The sequence below is a fragment of the Streptomyces sp. NPDC021225 genome, assembly GCF_044332865.1.
GTDB lineage: Bacteria > Actinomycetota > Actinomycetes > Streptomycetales > Streptomycetaceae > Streptomyces.
This window is the reverse complement of record NZ_JBIRPV010000007.1, coordinates 361,166-378,092: the sequence shown is the minus strand read 5'-3', so window position 1 is coordinate 378,092 and position 16,927 is coordinate 361,166. Positions and strand designations below refer to the sequence as shown.

The following is a 16,927-nucleotide window of genomic DNA, read 5'->3' as shown; positions in this document are numbered from 1 at the left end:
TCTCTTCCGGTCTCTTCCGGGTAGGACGCCCTGCACGCCGCCGAGGACCGGAAATCCGAAGATCTCCCGGCCGACGGCTGAGGGGCGCTTCCTGTGAGACCTGCCGATGCAGGGAGATCGGTCATCGAACACGCCTCAGCAACTGGCGAGGGGAGTCAACCGCGAGTCTAGCGGCGAAGCGCCCGCCAATGTGCCCATTCCCTGACGGACTTCGCCGTCCGCACGCGCGGCAAAGGCGCGAACCGGAGTCCGCCGCGAAGGCGTTCACCCGCGATCCGGCCGGGCACCGCAACCTGCTGCCCGGCGCCCATGCGCCCTGGGAACTGGGCGAGGTGTGTGCCGACCGGTGTTTCCCTGGGGTGTTCACCGACAGCCCGTCAGGGACCGATCGCTCAGGATGAGCATTCGGCGCCCGGTCCTAGGACACGAGGCCACCAGTCGGCGCCTGCCACTGGAAAAGGAACGACATCCGACCTGCGACAACACGGCGTCCCACTTCGGACGACCGCACTTTGCCGCTTGTCGTCACCGGCAGCTGTCCAGGACCAACGAGACCAACGAACTGGACGCCCAGTTCCAACCGCCGCGCCAGTGCCTCGGTGACACTTGCGGCCAGCCGAGCCCAATCAGGTTCAGATCGTTCGAAATCGCGGGTGACCTCCAGGACAACTCCGACGCCGTCATGTACCCGCCCGGGGCCGGCGAACGCGGCGATTCGCCCGTGCCGAACTCCGGGGAGCGCTCCGCAGACCGTTGTGATATCCGCGCTGTGGTGATTACGGCCTCGGATGATCAGGGTGTCGTCCTTGCGCCCGAGTACGAAGAGTTGACCTTCACAGAGGAAGCCGAGGTCGCCGGTCTCGAGCCAGCGGTGCTCACCAGACGCGTGCTGCCCCGACTCCATGCTCCAGTAACCGGGTGAGATCTGCGGTCCGCGTACATGAATCTCCCCGACGTCGCTTCCGGCGACGTCGGGCACGATCCGCAGGTGCGTATCGGCGACGGGGGTTCCCGAAGAGATGAGAGAGACGGAAGCCTCCGAATCGGGTGCCGATCCTGTTACCTGGACCACTCGACCGGCCTGGAGCGCACTCCGGTCCACGGTTATCCGGGCTGCTGGGACGTCCGGAGCCGATGCCGTCACAGCCAGTGTCGCCTCGGCGAGACCGTAGGAAGGACTCATGGCGCTCTGCCGTAAACCCGCTGCCGCAAAGCACTCGGTGAATCTCTGCACTGTTTCGGGCCGCACTACCTCGCTGGCGTTGCGGGCGATACGCCAGCTCCGCAGGTCGAGCCGCGCTGCTTGTTCTTTCGAGATTTTGCGGACGCAGTAGTCGTAGGCGAAGTTCGGCGCACTGCCGAGTGTCGCACCGCATGCACTGATCGCTTCCAGCCACGTGGCGGGCCTGCGGACGAATTCCTGAGGGCTCATGAAGTAGGAGGGATAACCGCTGAACAGCGGCCGCATGAGACCCGTGATCAAACCCATGTCGTGATAGAGCGGAACCCAGGTGATCACGCTGTCGGTCGGGCCTTCGCCATAGCGTTTGGCAGCCTGCTGACAGCTCTCATGGAGGTTCTGACTCGTGACCATCACACCCCGGGGACGGGTTGTCGAGCCCGAGGTGTACTGAAGCAGTGCGACAGGCCCTGCCGGTCTCCTTTCGAACGGAGCGTCACTCCGCTCGGGGAGGCTCTCGACATCCACCACGCGTACTCCGAACTCCGCGTCCCCGACCACGCCTTCGACCTGCTGCATCCAGTCCGCGGATGTGATCACCAGCGTCGGCCGGCAGTCAGCCGTGATACGCAGAAGGCGCTCCCGAAAGGCTTCCGGTCGACCGAGGCTCGGCACCGGAGCGGGCACAGGGATGGCGGCGAGTCCCAGACAGGCCAGCAAACCCACGACGAACCCCACCCCGTTGGGCAGGGACAACAGAACCCGGTCCTGTGGTCCCACGCCCTCCTTTTTCAGCCCGGCCCCTGCTTTGTGCACCTGGTCGAGGAGTTGAGGGAAGGTGTAGAGGCCATCAACGCCGCCGTCATGCCAGTGACCGAAGGCTGGGCTCCTGGGGCAGTCGACGGCGTTGCGTATGAGCCAGTCGTATGGCGTGGTCGCCGAGGCCGCGGGAGCGAGGATCTCATGACGCCAGTCGGACAGAGTGCCAAACCCTTCTCTAGGCCAGCGGCGGTGTGACCGTCCCCAACCGCTAGGGGCGAAGCCACACACCTTCGGCATCAGAATCCATCAGAAGATGCCATATCTGATCTCGAAGAGGTTTTCCAAGGGAAGTGCGAGGAATCGACGAAACATACCTGATTCTAAAAAGCGGAGGATCGAATTGAGCCAATGCCTCCGCTGCCTCGCGAACCCTGTCGCGGTCCTTGAGCACCACACAGGCGCCAAGCCTGTCGCACCCATCCACGTTATCGATCGCCGCAACCCCGACGTCTTCGACGAGCGGGATCTGGAGTAGGCCTTCCTCGATTTTCCCGGGCGTACTACGCCGATCGGAGAGAAACAGGATTTCTTTCGCCCTCCCCACCAGATGGACTTGCCCTACCTTGTCCATGTAGCCCATGTCTCCGACACTGATCCAGTGCTGAGTGGGAATCGACATATTCGCGGCAGCCGGCCCCTGGGCCACCTGAATCTGCCCTACCTCGCCTGGTGGAAGTGGTGCACCACGTTCATCGACGATTCGGCAGACTGCGCCAGGGCTCGGCACTCCCAAGCCATTGGGTTCCCCGCGCTTGACGAGTCGTGTAAAGACTGTCCCACCCAGCTCCGTGGCTCCGTAGATGGAAAAGATTCTGGCATTCGGAAAGGCGTCGATGGCCGCCGACGCCAGGCTTCCCGTGACGGGTCCTGCCACGACTTTCACTGTCTTGATCTGCTCAAACGCATCCGCCGTAGGGGAACTGTTGATCAGTTTTTGCAGGGCGTAGGGCGTCACAACCAATTGATTGCAGTCGAACGACTTGACAAGATCGAAGACTTCCCCGGAAGTCTTGGCAGCGACACTCACGGCTCCCGCCGCGATGTGTTGGAGCAGTATTCCGTGGACTCCGGTGGATGTTCCGAACGGTATACCGTAATGTGCGATTTTATCGACCCTGGAGGCCGCGCCCGAGGGCCGATAGACCCAGTCCTTGTGATGGAAGACGATTGGCTTTGGCGTCCCGGTAGTGCCCGAACTGAAGAGGATGTCGAGAGGATCGCCGGGGCTTGGCCGTCCTCGGTCGGACCTGCCATGCCGCACATCTCCGGAATCGATGCAGTCGTCCATCAAAGTGACTGGTCCATCGAGACTTCCCAGGAGTTGGTGATCTTCGGCCAGAACCGCGCATGCCCCGAGCCAGGCGCAGGCCAGGTAGTCGATTGAGACAGAGGCCCAGCTCTTGTTGCTGAGATCGAGGGCGAGACGGTCACCCCTGGCAACGCCGGACCGGCGCAGAAGATCGGCTTTCCGGACAGCTTGAAGCAGCAGAGACCTCAACGGGACGAATCCGTCGGCATCCGCAACCCCGCTCTTGCCCGGAGAGTGAACGCGGTGGGCCATGAGATGGGTAACAGAAAGTCCGTCAGTGGCCATGTCCGACAAAAGTGTCTCCATCGTGGGTCCTCAAGCCGCAGATCGTCACGTCATGGCTGGCCGGCGGTCCGCCGGTTGATGGCACCGACCGTCATGCAGGGGGCGAAGTAACCGCAGCGCTGGACGGTTGACCCCGCCGCGGTGCGTACACAAGGGAGATGGGACGGCATCGGCGACGTAGCCGACGTCCCGCAATGCCTGCGGGAGTTGACCGTAGGGCGCAAGACCCTCGCGCGCTCGTGGGCATTCCGCGAGGTCTATTTGGGGGTATTAATACCTGCGTCGAGGCCGATTATCGGGACCATCGATACGGCGTGTCCAGCATTTGGGACGATTATTCACAAACATAGAGTTGCCGTGCCGAACCCGCTTCTCACACCTCCTCGCGCGTCGAAGCTGCTTGGTGGGTCAGGGACTCCAGGGAGAGTGACATCGTCGATCTACCCTGTCAACAGAGATTTGAAGCGGGCGAGTTGATGGTTGCCCTTGCTATGAACTTCCCATGCCGCACATCGCCATGAGCCGGCCGCGCCTGTCGCCGCCTCGTCTCGGCCGGTTCTACCTTCGACGCGCGGTAGCAACCGTTTTGCTCCGTAGGTCCGTTGCTGGCTTCATCTAGGCCCTGACGTGTTGTTACCCACGGATGAAGCGGGGGTTGACGTGACGCATCCTCGGTGGAAAGGTTCTTGGGTGGCTGTATCGAACCGATGCGACTTACGGGGAATTTCGGGGGAAATTTCTGATGGTTATTCCTATCCGCTGCGCAATCTGGATCGATCGGCGGGCCCCCGGTTGCTCGGATGAATCCTCGTCCCGTGCTGGGCGATTACATCTACGTTAGTTGGCGCGAGCGTGCTCGGCGGGATCGATGGATTCGATGACTCCTGTCATTCGGCAGTCCGTGAATGTCACCCCGTCTGCTTCTTCTTGGTTCATGAAGATAGGTACCAGGTGGACTCTCCCGAAAATCTCACTCAGCACGAACAGATAGCCATCGACTCTCGGATAAACTTGTCGGATGGGCATCCCCGTCATGACCTGACCAGCAGTCAGAGTGCCGTGATCGACCGGCTACCGGAGTTGTTCAGGACTGCTTCCACAGAGCCCTTCGAGAAACTCGAGCGACAGGCTCTCAGGGCGTTCATGTCCGCGTTGGGTCAGCACTCGGCCCCCGTGGAGACCGGGCGGATATTCAGCCTCTACTCGTCATCTGTGGCAACAATGGCACTGGCGAACGCATTGGCGGAGCTGAACCATCGAGTCGCCCTTCTGCATCCCACCTTCGACAACATTCACGACATCCTTTCCCGCTCAGTGAAGATCACCCCGATCGAGGAGGCCGTCTGCGCCCAGGCGCGGTTGGAAGAGATCATTTCCTGGGGTGCGACCTGCCTGTTCATCACGACGCCGAACAACCCAACCGGCTGGGTGCTCCAGCAGGAGGAGTTCGAGCGGGTGGTGAGGGTGTGCGCGGAACGGAACATCCTGCTGTGCCTTGATACGTCGTTCCGGGGCTTCGACAAACGGGCGCAGTTCGACGGCTATGAAGTGCTCCACCGCTACGGCGCGCAGTACGTCGTGATTGAGGACACGGGCAAGCTGTGGCCGATGTCGGAGCTGAAGCTCGGCATCCTCGCGGTGAGCGAGGGCATGTGGCCGGTCATGCGAAAGGCCGTGAGCGACGTCCTCCTGACGGTCTCCCCCCTTGTCCTCAAGCTGGTGGAGTCACTGTCCCGGGACGCGGCGGCCGGCGGACTCGACCGTCTGCACGATCTGATCGCTGCCAATCGCCGACGCGTTGCCCGGACTGTCGGCGCACTGCCCGGCGTGACCCTGCCCGACCCCTCCTCGCGGATCAGCGCCGCCCGGCTCGCTTTTCCCTCGGCCGAGGCCGCCGCACGGGTCAGCTCGGACCTCCTGGAACACGGCATTCACGTGCTGCCGTGCCGGCAGTTCCACTGGGCGCGCCCCGAAGAGGGAGGGCACCTGTTCAGAGTCGCGTTGGCACGCAATCCGGACGTGATCGAGGCTGCTATGTCCCGGCTCAGCGCAGCTGTCAAATCTTCTGTCGGATTGGACTGACATGGCCAACGAAGAATGCACCAGATGCGGGCTTCCTGACACTCGGCGCAGTGTGAACAACGACACGGACGGAGTGTGCTCGGTCTGCCGTCACCATGAGCTGAAGAACACGGTTATCGACTGGGACGCGCGGGAACGCGAGTTCACAGCCCTCGTCGAGGGGATACGAGGCCGTCACGAGTACGACGCCGTCGTCCCCTTCGGCGGGGGCAAGGACGGGGCATTCGTGCTGTACCACCTGGTGCGGGAACGCGGCCTGCGCTGTCTTGCGGTGACAGTCGACAACCGGTTCATGCGACAGCAGGCATGGCAGAACCTCAGCACTGTGCTGGACGAGCTCGGTGTGGATCAGGTCACCTATCGCCCGCCCTTCCCTCTGGTGAAGCGCATGATGCAGGCCGGATTCGAAGCTGTGGGCACGGTGTGCTGGCACTGCAACGCAAGCATCAACGCCTATCCCGTTCGGGTGGCCGTCCAGCTCGGCGTCCCCCTGGTCGTGCATGCTTCCAGTTCCGCCGAGTACCACAGTTATCCAGGGCGCACCTACGCGGACAGCCCCGATTCGGACCTCGCCGACGAGGACTACCAGGAGGTGGCCACCGGACTCAGCTTCGACCGTATGGCCAAGGAGCTCAAGGACGTTGACCGCAAGGATCTGGAAGCCTTCTCCTACCCCGGCCGAGATGAGATCGCACGGGCCGGCGTGCGTCCCATCTTCCTCAGCAACTACCTGAAGTGGGATGACAAGCGGCAGGTCGAGATCATTCGCCGCGAACTGGGGTGGGGCAGCACCTCTCAAGAGGGCATCCCGGAGGGCTATGAGTACGAGAAATTCGACTGTTTTCTCGTGGGGACCCGCGACTATCTCCGCTTCATTCAGGAAGGATACGGCCGGGGCGCGCGGCTCGGCGCGATCGAGGCGCGACTCGGCCGGCTGACCCGTGACGAGGCCATCCAGCTCGGCAAGAGCAGTGACGGTCGACGCCCGGCGAGTCTCGACCGAGTTCTGCGACTGCTCGACGTCGATGAGGAGGTATTCCTGGACGGGGCGGTGAAGCAGGCCAGCAGCGGCCGTGAATTCGACCTCGAACTCGTCAAGCGTGGTTCCGCGCTCTCCGACGCGGATCACATGCCGGGATAGCGGCAGGTGGCGCCAGAAGGCACAGCATGTGCGATCGTCGGAATCGTTGAGGCGGTAGAGGGTGAAACAGTCAGCTTCACAGGACAACGGCGGGCAATCGGATCGGATCGCGTCCGGCTATCCCTTCAGCGCGATCGTCGGACAGCAGGCCATGCGTACAGCCCTCCTGCTGAACATCGTCGATCCGCGGGTCGGGGGGGTTCTCCTCATGGGCGAGCCCGGTACGGGAAAATCCACCGCGGTTCGCGCGCTGCGAAATCTCCTTCCACACATTGCCGTTGTCGCACAGTGTTCGTTCAACTGCGAACCCGACGACGCCGAGGAGCTGTGTCACGATTGCCGGTTGCGGCGGAGCAGCGCCGGTGAACTGCCGGTCCTGATACGGGAGATGCCCTTGGTGACGCTGCCGGTCGGCGCGACCGAGGATCGGCTCATCGGCACACTGAACCTGGAAAAGGCCGTACACGAAGGCCGTGTGGGGCTCTCGCCCGGTCTGCTGGCGGCCGCGCACCGCGGCATTCTCTACATCGACGAAGTGAACCTCCTGCCGGACAGCCTGGCGGATGCGCTGCTCGATGCGGTGAGTTCGGGAGTGAACTTCGTTGAACGAGACGGTGTGTCCGCGAGCCACGCCTCCAGTTTCTCGCTCGTCGGCACCATGAACCCGGGCGAGGGCGAACTGCGGCCACAGATCCTCGACCGTTTCGGGCTGTCGGTCACTTCCGACATCCTGCGGGATGGCGACTCCCGCGTGGATGTGCTCATGCGGCGCATCAACTACGAGCACAGCATCGCCGATCGGCGCCGCTATCTGGCTCAGGACCAGGCGCTCGCCACCCGACTGGACGCCGCGAGGACGCTGCTCGCGGAGGTCGAATGCACACGCGAGGTGGTCGAGTCGGTCACCGAAGTCGTCATCAGCGCCGGTGTCGCCAGCCACCGAGCCGATCTCGTACTGCTGAGGACCGCGATGGCCCATGCCGCGTTCCGGGGGCGGCGCGAGGTGACGCCGTACGACATCGCCGTCTCCGCCCGGCTGGCTCTCGGCCACCGGACCTCTGATCCCCTCGTGCTCGATGAAGCCATCTCCAAGTTCCTGAACACGACCGTGGAGACCTCCCTGGAGGAACTCCTGCGCCTGGAGGACCAGGACGACGGCTCGGGGCCCGAGCCCGCGGCCGACGTCGTGCCTCCGTGGACCGCGCAGCCCTCACCGGCCGGCGCTACGGAGTCATCCGTTCCCCACACGCCGAACGGCCGAGCCCGTCGCGCCGGCGCGGTGCCGCCGCACGGCGGCCATGCCAGGCCGGACCAGGAGGGCGACGCAGACACTGACGACCCTCCTGATACGGAGGCCCGAATACGGACGACGCGGATCCCGGGGGTGTCGGCCGCCCACCTGATTGCTCGACGGGGACCACGGCAGCGGATTCTGGTGCGGCCGAGGATCCTCGCGAGTTCGGGAGGCCGGGCCGTGTCGACCCGGCGAAGCGGTGATGGGCCGATCTCCCTGGCCGCCACGGTTGTCGCGGCAGCGCAGAGATCGATGGCCTCGTCCGGAGGTCCCGCACGGAGCGGAAACAGCGGCCTCTTGTCCCTTCGTGCCTCCGACATCGTGCGTCGGCCGGTGACAGGGCGCTCCGCTGTCGCACTGATCGTGGTACTGGACGCCTCCTGGTCCATGGCCATGGACGGGGTGTTCCGCCAGGCCAAAGCGTTCCTTCTTGCCATGCTGGGGTCGCTGCGACGCGGCGACCGCCTTGCCGTCGTGCTGGCCGGAGGTCCCAAGGCGGAGCTGGTGGTACCCCCCACGCGCTATCCGCAGCAGGCCGTCGACGCGTTGGCATCCTTGCGGGCACGCGGTCGCACACCGCTCGTCGATGGACTGGCACAAGCGGTGTCACTGTGCAGACAGAGCTGGCGCTTTCCCGGTACGAGTGCGCGCGCGGTGATCATTTTGACGGACGGCCAGGAAAACACCGCCGTGGCAGAACAGGAGTCGGTGGCCCAAGCAGCAGCAGGGCTGCGTACCGCACAGGTAGGCGGTGCGGTCCTGGCCCCGATCGGATCCCTGCACGGCCGGGCCGGCGCCGCGCGGAGCATCGCCCGCCGGCTGGGACTCGAGTTCCTGCCCCTTCCGCCCGCCCTGCGGACCACAAGCTGAGGAGGAGTGCAACAGGTGCCAACAGTCCGGACAGGGCCGTACCGAGTGGCCATGGACAGCCAGGACGTCGCAGTGGTTTCCGCGGTGCTGGCCGAAGTCGTCGAGAGGTTCCGCACCGTACAGAACCAGGCCTTTCACGACGAGGCGAGCGTGTATGCCCATGAACTGCCGAGAGCCCTGCGGCAAGGGCTCAATCACTTCCGCCTCTACGAGCCGTCAACGCTCCTCCTGATCAGCGGTTACCCGGTTGACGGCCAGGGCATCGGGCGCACGCCCGCTCATTGGAGAACCGGTTCTTCGGACAGTCCGGCGGATCGGGAGGAGTTCCTGCTCTTTCTGTGCGCGAGTCTCCTGGGTGATCCGGTCGCCTGGGCCGACAAGCACGATGGACGCATCGTGACCAACATCGTCCCAATCCGGGGCGATGAGAACGTACAGCTCGCTTCGAGCAGTTCCACCACACTCACCTGGCACACCGAGGACGCCTTTCACCCGCTGCGCGCGGACTACCTCGGACTCATGTGCCTGCGCAACCACGACCAGGTCGCCACGACGGTCGGTTCGGTCGACGACCTTCAGCTGCCGGACGACGTCGCCGAAGTCCTCGCTCAGCCTCGGTTCGTCATCCTTCCGGACGGCTCACGCTCTGGTGCCGCTACGGAGGACCACCCGATCCCCCTGCTTTTCGGCGGCACGAGTTCTCCCTACCTGCGGCTCGACCAGCACTACACGCGACCTGCCGCCGCCGACGACGCCGAGGCGGCGTCAGCCCTCAGCGTCGCCATGAGTGCTGTAGGCGATGCACTGACCGGCCATGTACTCCGGGCGGGCGACGTCCTGTTCGTCGACAACTACCGTGCCGTGCACGGCCGTGAGTCCTTCGAGGCCCGGTACGACGGCACCGACAGATGGCTCAAGCGGGTCAATGTCGTACGGGATCTCCGCCGCTCCCGTGCCGTACGCGGCGTCGCGCACTCCCGCACGATCGGCTGACCCTGTCCCCGGTGAATCCAGCGCGAAAGGTATGCAATGAATGGACTCCAGGGATACACGCTCCCCTTCTCTCCCACAGGAAACTCGTCGCTTGTGCCGCCCCCGCCGTGGCACTTCTCCGGTGATGTGCTCATGGTCGAATACCGGACCGATCCGGAAGCCGTGAAGGCGTTCCTTCCGGAAGGTCTGGAACCCGGGGAGGACCCGGGGCGGGCCGCGGCCATCTTCGGTGATTGGCAGTCGGCGACCGATGACGGCAGCGAACTCCTCGATCCTGTCAGGTCGCAGTACAAGGAGTTCTATGTCGCACTCTCCTGCACCTGGCAGGGAAAGCCCATGGTGCGATCCCCCTTCTGCTGGGTGGACCGGGATTTCTCACTGGTGCGGGGTCTGATTCAGGGCTACCCCAAGAAGCTCGGGAGCATCTGGATCACCAAGCAGTTCGCCGTCGGCCGGGCCACACCCGGACTGGCCCCGGGGGAGCGGTTCGCGGGGAGCCTCGCGGCGGGCGACCGACGGCTCGTCGAGGCCCGTATCACCCTGGAGAGCCCTGCGGAAGCTCCGGCGCTGGCGTCGGCTCCACTCGTGCACACCCGGCACTTTCCGGCATGGGATCAGTCCGAGTCGGATCTGACCGAGCTGGTGACGGGCGGTAGTGAGGATCTACGGATCGCCAACGTGTGGCGAGGGGATGCTGAGCTGGAATTCTTCGACTCTCCATACGAGGAACTGAGCCTGCTGGCCCCCGTGGAGATCCTGGCCGGCTACCGCTTCTCGTTCGCGGAGACGATCACGGGAGGCCGTCTCCTCGCCCGCAACGGCCGCTGAGACCGAGAACGAGAAAGAGCCCCATGTCAGTTCAGTACAACCCGGGCCTCGAGGGTGTCACCGTGGCTCGTACCGAAATCAGCCATGTCGACGGCAAGAACGGTCGGCTTGTCTACCGCGGTGGCCACGTGATCGAGGAGATCGCCACCCGTTCCTATGAAGAGATCATTCATCTGCTGTGGTTCGGCAGCTTCCCCTCATCCGAGGAGCTCGTCGCCTTCCGGCAGCAGCTCGCAGAGCGTCGCCATCTCAATGAAGGCGCCCTCGCCGCCCTGCACGGACTTCCTCGTGGCGTCAATCCCATGGATGGGCTGCGCACCGTCCTCTCCGCCCAGGGCGCACAGCCCGGCGTGGGCCGGCCCAGCATCGAGGACGCGATCAGCATCACCGCCGTGGTGCCCACCATCGTCGCCGCCTGCTTCCGGCGGGCACAGGGACAGCCTCTGGTCGACCCGCGGGCCGATCTCGGGCACGCCGAGAACCTGCTCTACATGCTGACCTCCCAGGAACCGGAAACGGCCCGCGCTTCCTGGCTCCAGTCCTATCTCGTCCTCATCGCCGAGCACGCCCTGAACCCGTCGACCTTCACCGCACGGATCGTGGGCTCCGCGGGAAGCGACCTCTGGTCAGCGGTGGTCGCGGCCATCGGAACGCTGAAAGGTCCTTCGCACGGCGGAGCGACGCCCGCGGCCGCCGAGATGATCGAAGCCGCTCGCCAGGCGCCCAGCATCTCGACGTTCGTGCGGGCCAGGCTGGAGCGCGGCGAACGGCTCATGGGCTTCGGCCACCGGGAGTACCGGCGATACGATCCGCGCGCCGCGATCCTGCGTGACTTGTGCAAGTCCGCCAACCCCGAGTTCTACGAGACCGCCGTAGCGCTGGAGGAGACGGCCCTGAACGAACTCCTGCGTCGCCATCCGGACCGTCCGAACTTCACCAACGTGGACTACTTCGCGGGCGGGGTGCTGGCCGGAGTCGGCATCCCGGCCGACTACTTCACCTGCTTCTTCGCCGCCGGCCGCGTGGCCGGTTGGACGGCCCACGTACTCGAGTACGTCGGCCAGGACGGACGCATAGTCAGCCCGGCCTCCGAGTGGGCCGGCCCCGCGCTGAGTCCAGTGGAATGAGGGCCCTCACGTTGTTGATCGACACCATGGCGGACTACAGCACCGAGGACGTGCCGGCCCTGCTCGCCGAAGCGGCTCGATCCGGAAGCGGGGTCCACGACACGACCACGGGAGACGTGGTGGTCGCCTCGTACGCCGAAGTGCGGGGATTGCTTCCCGACCGTTGCCTCACCACGAAGCGACCTCCGTCGGATACAAGCGGGCTGTCGCCGGTCCGGCTCGCGATGAGGAAGTTCTACGTCAAATGGCCGCTCTTCTCCGACGGCGACTATCACGCCCGGCTCCGCACACATCTTCAGGGGGCCATCGGCAGGCTCGACGATGATGTGCTGTCCCGGATCGCCGCACATGTGACACGAGCACATCAAAATCATGCCTCGGACACCTTTTCCTGGCTCAAGACCATCTCGGAACCCGTCTCCGTCGACGTCATCGCGGCCGTGGTGGGCAGTTCCGGCGAGGAGACCGAGTGGCTGGTGGAGAAGGCGAAGGTCATTCTGGAAGAGCTGGCGTGGCAGGTCACTGACGACGAGGGGTTCGCCGGTGTCGTCAGCGCGATGGAGTCCGTGGCGCAATGGCTCGACGCCGCGCTCACGCACGGGCGGCTCACCACCCCGTTCATGAAGGCGCTGAGCGCGATCTCCCAGGACGCGGAACTCGGGTTCGACGCCGCACTCGGCGCGATGTGCCAGACGATCACCGGTGCCTACGACCCACTCGTCGCCGCCATCACCGTCCTGGGCCTGCTGAGCGCGCATCCCTCCTTTGCCCACGGGGAGTCCGCCGGTCTCTGTGAGGAGGTGCTGCGGCTTTCGAGTCCGTTCCGGTTCACGCGCCGCTTCGCCACCCGTCCGATCGAGCTCAAGGGACGTGTCATTCCCCCGCACACACGTGTGCTGCTCGGCCTTGGACCGGCGAACCTGGACGAGACGGCATTCCCCGAGCCGACGGAGCTCGGAAAGGAACGGCGTGCGCACGTCGCCTTCGGGGGCGGGTCACACTACTGCCTGGGCGCCGAAGCCGTCCGCGACTCCTTGAGAGCTCTGGTCGGCGTGATGACGGAGCATGGCTTCGCATTCGAAGCGAGCAACGTAGTCCATCACCCCTCACTCGCCATTCTTCGCTTCACCACGGTGGATGGTCGATGGCGGTGACGACGATGTGGTCGACGACCTTGGACAACATCGATGCGGCGGCGCCGGAGATCGAAGCGCTCAGTGCTCAGATCGAGGAAGACGGCGACATCTCGCAGCCCGTCTTCGATCTCCTCAGGCAATGCGGTTGCTTCCGCATGCTGGTCCCGCGCGCGCACGGCGGAGACGAACTCAGCATTCAGCAAGCCCTCGCCGTCATCGAACGCGTCTCCCGGGCGGACGCGTCGGTCGGATGGAACGTCATGATCGGGAGCAGCAATCTGGTAGTGGTGGGGGCCTTCCCCGAAGAGACCTTCGACCGCGTCTACCAGGCGGGACCCGACGTCATGGTCGTGGGCTCCCATGCCCCCAAGGGCACGTGCACCCCCGTTCCGGGCGGCTATGTGATCAACGGCCGGTGGCCCTTCGTCAGCGGCTGCCGGTATGCCGACTGGGTGGTAACCCAGGGCGTGGTGACCGACGGGGACGGCGCGCGGCGGAAGGGCATCGACGGCAGGCCCGACATGAAGCTCTCATTGCTCTCGCCGGACGACGTCGGGATTCTGGACACCTGGCACACGTCTGGTCTGAGGGGAACAGGTAGTCACGACGTCGAGGTGAAAGACGTGTACTGCCCGGAAGAGCGCAACTGCCAGTGGTTCGGCGGGACGCCGTCGAAGTCCAAGGGCATCTTCGCCGTCCCGCCCGTAGCCCAACTGGGCCTGTTCATGGCTGCGGTGGCACTCGGCACCGCACAGGCGGCGCTCGATGACGTCACCGAGCTGGCCTCCTCGGGGAAGCGGCCCGCTTACGGTGTGCGGCGGCTCGCCGAGTCGACGCTTTTCCAGACCGATGTAGGCGAAACCCATATGAAGCTGCGGGCCGCGCGCGCACTCCTCTACGCCGAAGCCGAGGCGGTGTGGCGCAAGGCGGCGGGGGGAGGGGATTTCACCCTGCGCGATCGTGCCCAGATGCGCGCGACCAGCTCACAGGTGTCGGCGATGTGTGTGGACGCCACGACAGCCGCCTACCGGCACGGCGGTGGCAGCGCCATCTACGCCTCGTCATCCTTGCGACGGCGCTTCCAGGACATCCAGGCCCTGGGCCAACACGCCGGTGTCGGACGCGAGTTCTTCACCATTATGGGTGCACTGCTGAGTGGGGAGGAGCCGGAGGTCGTCCGTATTTGAGAGCGGAGAGTGGCGCGTCCTCGCAGGAGCCCAAGAGAGAGCCTCAGCGAGGACCCGATGCCACGGGGCTGCCTGCCAACCCGCACGGATGGCTGATCTGTGTACCCGATGGTCACATCCGCTCGGGGGCAGTGACGCCGAGCAGATTGAGGCCGTTCCGCAGGACCACCCGGCTGGCGTCCGTCAGCCACAGCCGTGCCTGGGTGAGCGGGCTCGGCTCCTCACCCTCCCGCGGGAGGACACGGCAGCTGTCGTAGAACCGGTGGTAGGTGCCGGCGAGCTGCTCCAGGTAATGCGCCACTCGATGCGGCTCCCGCAAGGTAGCGGCAGTAGTCACCACTCGTGGGAACTCACCGAGCATCCGGAGAAGTTCGTCCTCCCGCTCGTGGGAGAGCAGAGCCGGGTCGAAATCCTCGGGACCGCCCTTGTCCACCCCCATCTCCTGCGCCTTGCGCTGGATGGCGCAAAGCCGTGCGTGCGCGTACTGGACGTAGAAGACCGGGTTCTCGTTCGACTGAGAGGTCAGCAGATTGACGTCAAGATCGATCATCGAGTCGACGTTGGCTCGCGCGAGCGAATACCTGGCCGCGTCAACACCTACCGCCTCGACGAGATCGTCGAGTGTCACGACCGTTCCGGCTCGCTTGCTCATACGGACGGGCTGACCGTCCTTCACCAGATTGACCAACTGGCCGATCAGGATTTCGAGGTGTTTGTCGGGATCGTCGCCGAAGCAGGCCGCCATGGCCTTCATCCGGCCCACGTAGCCCTGATGGTCGGCCCCCAGCATGATGACGACCCGCTCGAAACCGCGTGACCTCTTGTTGAGGTAATAGGCGCAGTCAGCGGTGAAGTACGTCCAGGAGCCGTCACTCTTCAAGAGGACGCGGTCCTTGTCGTCGCCGAAGTCGGTACTCCGCAGCCATACCGCGCCATCGGCCTCATAGACGTGTCCGCCTTCCCGCAGGCGGGCCACAGCCTTGTCCAGATCTCCTTGATCGTGGAGACTCTTCTCGTTAAAATAGACGTCGAAGTGAGTGCCGAACTCGGCGAGGGATGTCTTGATCTCGTCGAACATGAGAGACGTTCCCTCGGCCCGGAATACGTCGAGAGCTTCCGAGTCGGGCAGATTCAGCGCCTCGGGGCGACGCTTCAGGACATTATCGGCGATCTCTCGGATGTAAGCGCCGCCGTAACCGTCGTCAGGTACCGGAGCGTTGTGCGCCGAGGCGAGCAGAGACCGGGCGAAGCGGTCGATCTGGGAGCCGGCGTCATTGAAGTAATATTCCCGTGCCACGTCCGCGCCTGCGGCCTCGAGAAGCCGTGCCAGTGCATCCCCTACAACCGCCCACCTGGCGCCGCCGATATGCACAGGGCCCGTCGGATTCGCCGAGACGAATTCCAGGTTGAGGCGCAAACCTTGGAGTTCATTCGTGCGGCCGTAGGCAGTGTCGGCGATGACGATGTCACGCGCCACCGCACCCTTTACGGCACTTTCAAGTGTAATATTCAGGAATCCGGGACCGGCGACTTCCGCCTTCGCGACGCCGGCGGCTGAGCTCACGATGGGTGCCAGCAATTCGGCCACAGCGCGAGCCGGCGTGCCTGCGGCCTTGGCCAGCTGCAATGCGACGTTTGTCGAGTAGTCGCCGTGATCGCGGTGGCGGGGACGCTCAACGTGGACCGACTCGGGCGGGTCCACGGCGAGCTGCCCGGACCTGATTGCTTCGCGCACGCTGTCGGAGATAACGGAGGCCAAGTCTGCTGGGGTCACAGGGTCAGATTAACAGGAACCATTGCCACCCCCGGGTGGGCATGCGGCGGCCTCCGGCCTGCCGATGGGCAGCCACCGAGTCGTGATCGAGCCCTTGGCGACACCTTCAGAGCTGCCGCTGCTTCCCCGGTGTGACATTACGACGCAGTCGGCTGCCGAGGCGCTGCCCAACCGGGGTGCGGACAAGTTGTGTGACCCTCCCCGCGACTCTTCGAGCAGCCCGATGCTGACGCCGTCCAGGACCAGCCGGCAGCTCGGCGCTGTCCCCCCGACTGCCTCGCTCGGTATCGGTCGGGCGGCGTCTCCTTCGGCAGCCGACGTCCGTCCGCCGCCCACCGGGCTTGAGCGGCCGACTTGAGACAGTCGCCGCACCGATGTGGTCGGCATCTTCTCGGACCGCGCCGCTTTGTTCCTTCCCCGTCGCGCCCACGGCACACCGCATAACCTCAAGAACGAGATCTTTCAGACACCATTCCCTCGATACCCTCTTTTGGATCACTTAACACGTAGGTGCTCTGTGAAGTTCGGCAAAAGGTTTCGGCGGCTCAAAGTCTCTTGACTCATGTGCCGCCCCAATGAAAAACTTCGGACCCGGGCCTCTTTAAAACGATTCGACCACTTCAATTCTGTAGGCATCGTCTATGGAGGGCATTGGTGTGATCCGAGGCAGACAGGCCGGCCGGGCGGTCCGGGCGACCTGAGGCGGGGTGCTCACGGTCTTCCGTCGTTACCCCGGTATCGTCCACGTTCACAGGCTGGTGCCCGTTCTTTCTCTGTGGGAATTGGTATTGGATGGCCTGGGCAGCGCAATGAACAGTCGGCTGTTCTCATTGCGTCTGGTTCTCGCATTCGCACGTCAATCAAGGGATGCCTGCTCGCGCCGGAGCGCGGGAACGGGT

11 protein-coding genes are annotated in these 16,927 nt (G+C 64.6%); 8 read left to right on the top strand and 3 right to left on the bottom strand.

The window, feature by feature from the left end; translation table 11 throughout:
* Positions 1 to 418 precede the first annotated feature (418 nt).
* Entirely contained in the window at positions 419 to 2,239 is a 1,821-nt protein-coding gene (locus tag ACH4S9_RS30485; RefSeq protein ID WP_398374688.1) for a fatty acyl-AMP ligase, read from the bottom strand.
* On the bottom strand, positions 2,211 to 3,617 hold the full coding sequence (locus tag ACH4S9_RS30480; protein WP_398374687.1) for a class I adenylate-forming enzyme family protein: 1,407 nt from the start codon (positions 3,615 to 3,617) through the stop codon (positions 2,211 to 2,213). The genes ACH4S9_RS30485 and ACH4S9_RS30480 overlap by 29 nt, the downstream gene beginning before the upstream one ends.
* 1,038 nt (positions 3,618 to 4,655) lie before the next feature.
* Here ACH4S9_RS30480 and ACH4S9_RS30475 point away from each other — a divergent pair.
* The 8 genes from ACH4S9_RS30475 (at position 4,656) to ACH4S9_RS30440 (ending at position 14,254) form a co-directional block, all read left to right on the top strand.
* The gene (locus ACH4S9_RS30475; protein WP_361184064.1) at positions 4,656 to 5,678 is read left to right on the top strand and encodes an aminotransferase class I/II-fold pyridoxal phosphate-dependent enzyme; all 1,023 of its coding nucleotides are present in this window, start codon (positions 4,656 to 4,658) and stop codon (positions 5,676 to 5,678) included.
* Position 5,679: 1 nt separating this feature from the next.
* Positions 5,680 to 6,819, top strand: a complete 1,140-nt coding sequence (locus ACH4S9_RS30470; RefSeq protein ID WP_311724373.1) for an N-acetyl sugar amidotransferase — start codon at positions 5,680 to 5,682, stop codon at positions 6,817 to 6,819.
* Positions 6,820 to 6,880: 61 nt separating this feature from the next.
* Positions 6,881 to 8,983 carry a VWA domain-containing protein gene (locus tag ACH4S9_RS30465; protein ID WP_385345320.1) on the top strand — a complete coding sequence of 701 codons (2,103 nt, stop codon included), beginning with the start codon at positions 6,881 to 6,883 and terminating at the stop codon, positions 8,981 to 8,983.
* Positions 8,984 to 9,034: 51 nt separating this feature from the next.
* Positions 9,035 to 9,976 carry a TauD/TfdA family dioxygenase gene (locus ACH4S9_RS30460; protein ID WP_361184054.1) on the top strand — a complete coding sequence of 314 codons (942 nt, stop codon included), beginning with the start codon at positions 9,035 to 9,037 and terminating at the stop codon, positions 9,974 to 9,976.
* Positions 9,977 to 10,012: 36 nt separating this feature from the next.
* A complete protein-coding gene (locus tag ACH4S9_RS30455) occupies positions 10,013 to 10,804 on the top strand; it encodes an acetoacetate decarboxylase family protein (RefSeq protein ID WP_311724370.1) in 792 nt (263 codons plus the stop codon).
* Positions 10,805 to 10,827: 23 nt separating this feature from the next.
* A complete protein-coding gene (locus ACH4S9_RS30450; RefSeq protein WP_311724369.1) occupies positions 10,828 to 11,931 on the top strand; it encodes a citrate/2-methylcitrate synthase in 1,104 nt (367 codons plus the stop codon).
* Between the two features lie 11 nt (positions 11,932 to 11,942).
* Positions 11,943 to 13,085, top strand: a complete 1,143-nt coding sequence (locus ACH4S9_RS30445; RefSeq protein WP_311724368.1) for a cytochrome P450 — start codon at positions 11,943 to 11,945, stop codon at positions 13,083 to 13,085.
* On the top strand, positions 13,076 to 14,254 hold the full coding sequence (locus ACH4S9_RS30440) for an acyl-CoA dehydrogenase family protein (RefSeq protein WP_311724367.1): 1,179 nt from the start codon (positions 13,076 to 13,078) through the stop codon (positions 14,252 to 14,254). The genes ACH4S9_RS30445 and ACH4S9_RS30440 overlap by 10 nt, the downstream gene beginning before the upstream one ends.
* 112 nt (positions 14,255 to 14,366) lie before the next feature.
* On the opposite strand, the gene argS is transcribed toward ACH4S9_RS30440, so the two are convergent.
* Complete coding sequence (gene argS / locus ACH4S9_RS30435) at positions 14,367 to 16,028, bottom strand: arginine--tRNA ligase (protein WP_311724366.1); 1,662 nt, start codon at positions 16,026 to 16,028, stop codon at positions 14,367 to 14,369.
* Positions 16,029 to 16,927: the final 899 nt, after the last annotated feature.

Excerpts from the sequence above, each read along its gene's own strand:
- ACH4S9_RS30440 (WP_311724367.1), top strand. The coding sequence starts at position 13,076 with ATGGCGGTGACGACGATGTGGTCGACGACCTTGGACAACATCGATGCG.
- ACH4S9_RS30450 (WP_311724369.1), top strand. The coding sequence starts at position 10,828 with ATGTCAGTTCAGTACAACCCGGGCCTCGAGGGTGTCACCGTGGCTCGT.
- ACH4S9_RS30455 (WP_311724370.1), top strand. The coding sequence starts at position 10,013 with ATGAATGGACTCCAGGGATACACGCTCCCCTTCTCTCCCACAGGAAAC.
- ACH4S9_RS30470 (WP_311724373.1), top strand. The coding sequence starts at position 5,680 with ATGGCCAACGAAGAATGCACCAGATGCGGGCTTCCTGACACTCGGCGC.
- ACH4S9_RS30480 (WP_398374687.1), bottom strand. The coding sequence starts at position 3,617 with ATGGAGACACTTTTGTCGGACATGGCCACTGACGGACTTTCTGTTACC.
- ACH4S9_RS30485 (WP_398374688.1), bottom strand. The coding sequence starts at position 2,239 with ATGCCGAAGGTGTGTGGCTTCGCCCCTAGCGGTTGGGGACGGTCACAC.
- ACH4S9_RS30460 (WP_361184054.1), top strand. The coding sequence starts at position 9,035 with ATGGACAGCCAGGACGTCGCAGTGGTTTCCGCGGTGCTGGCCGAAGTC.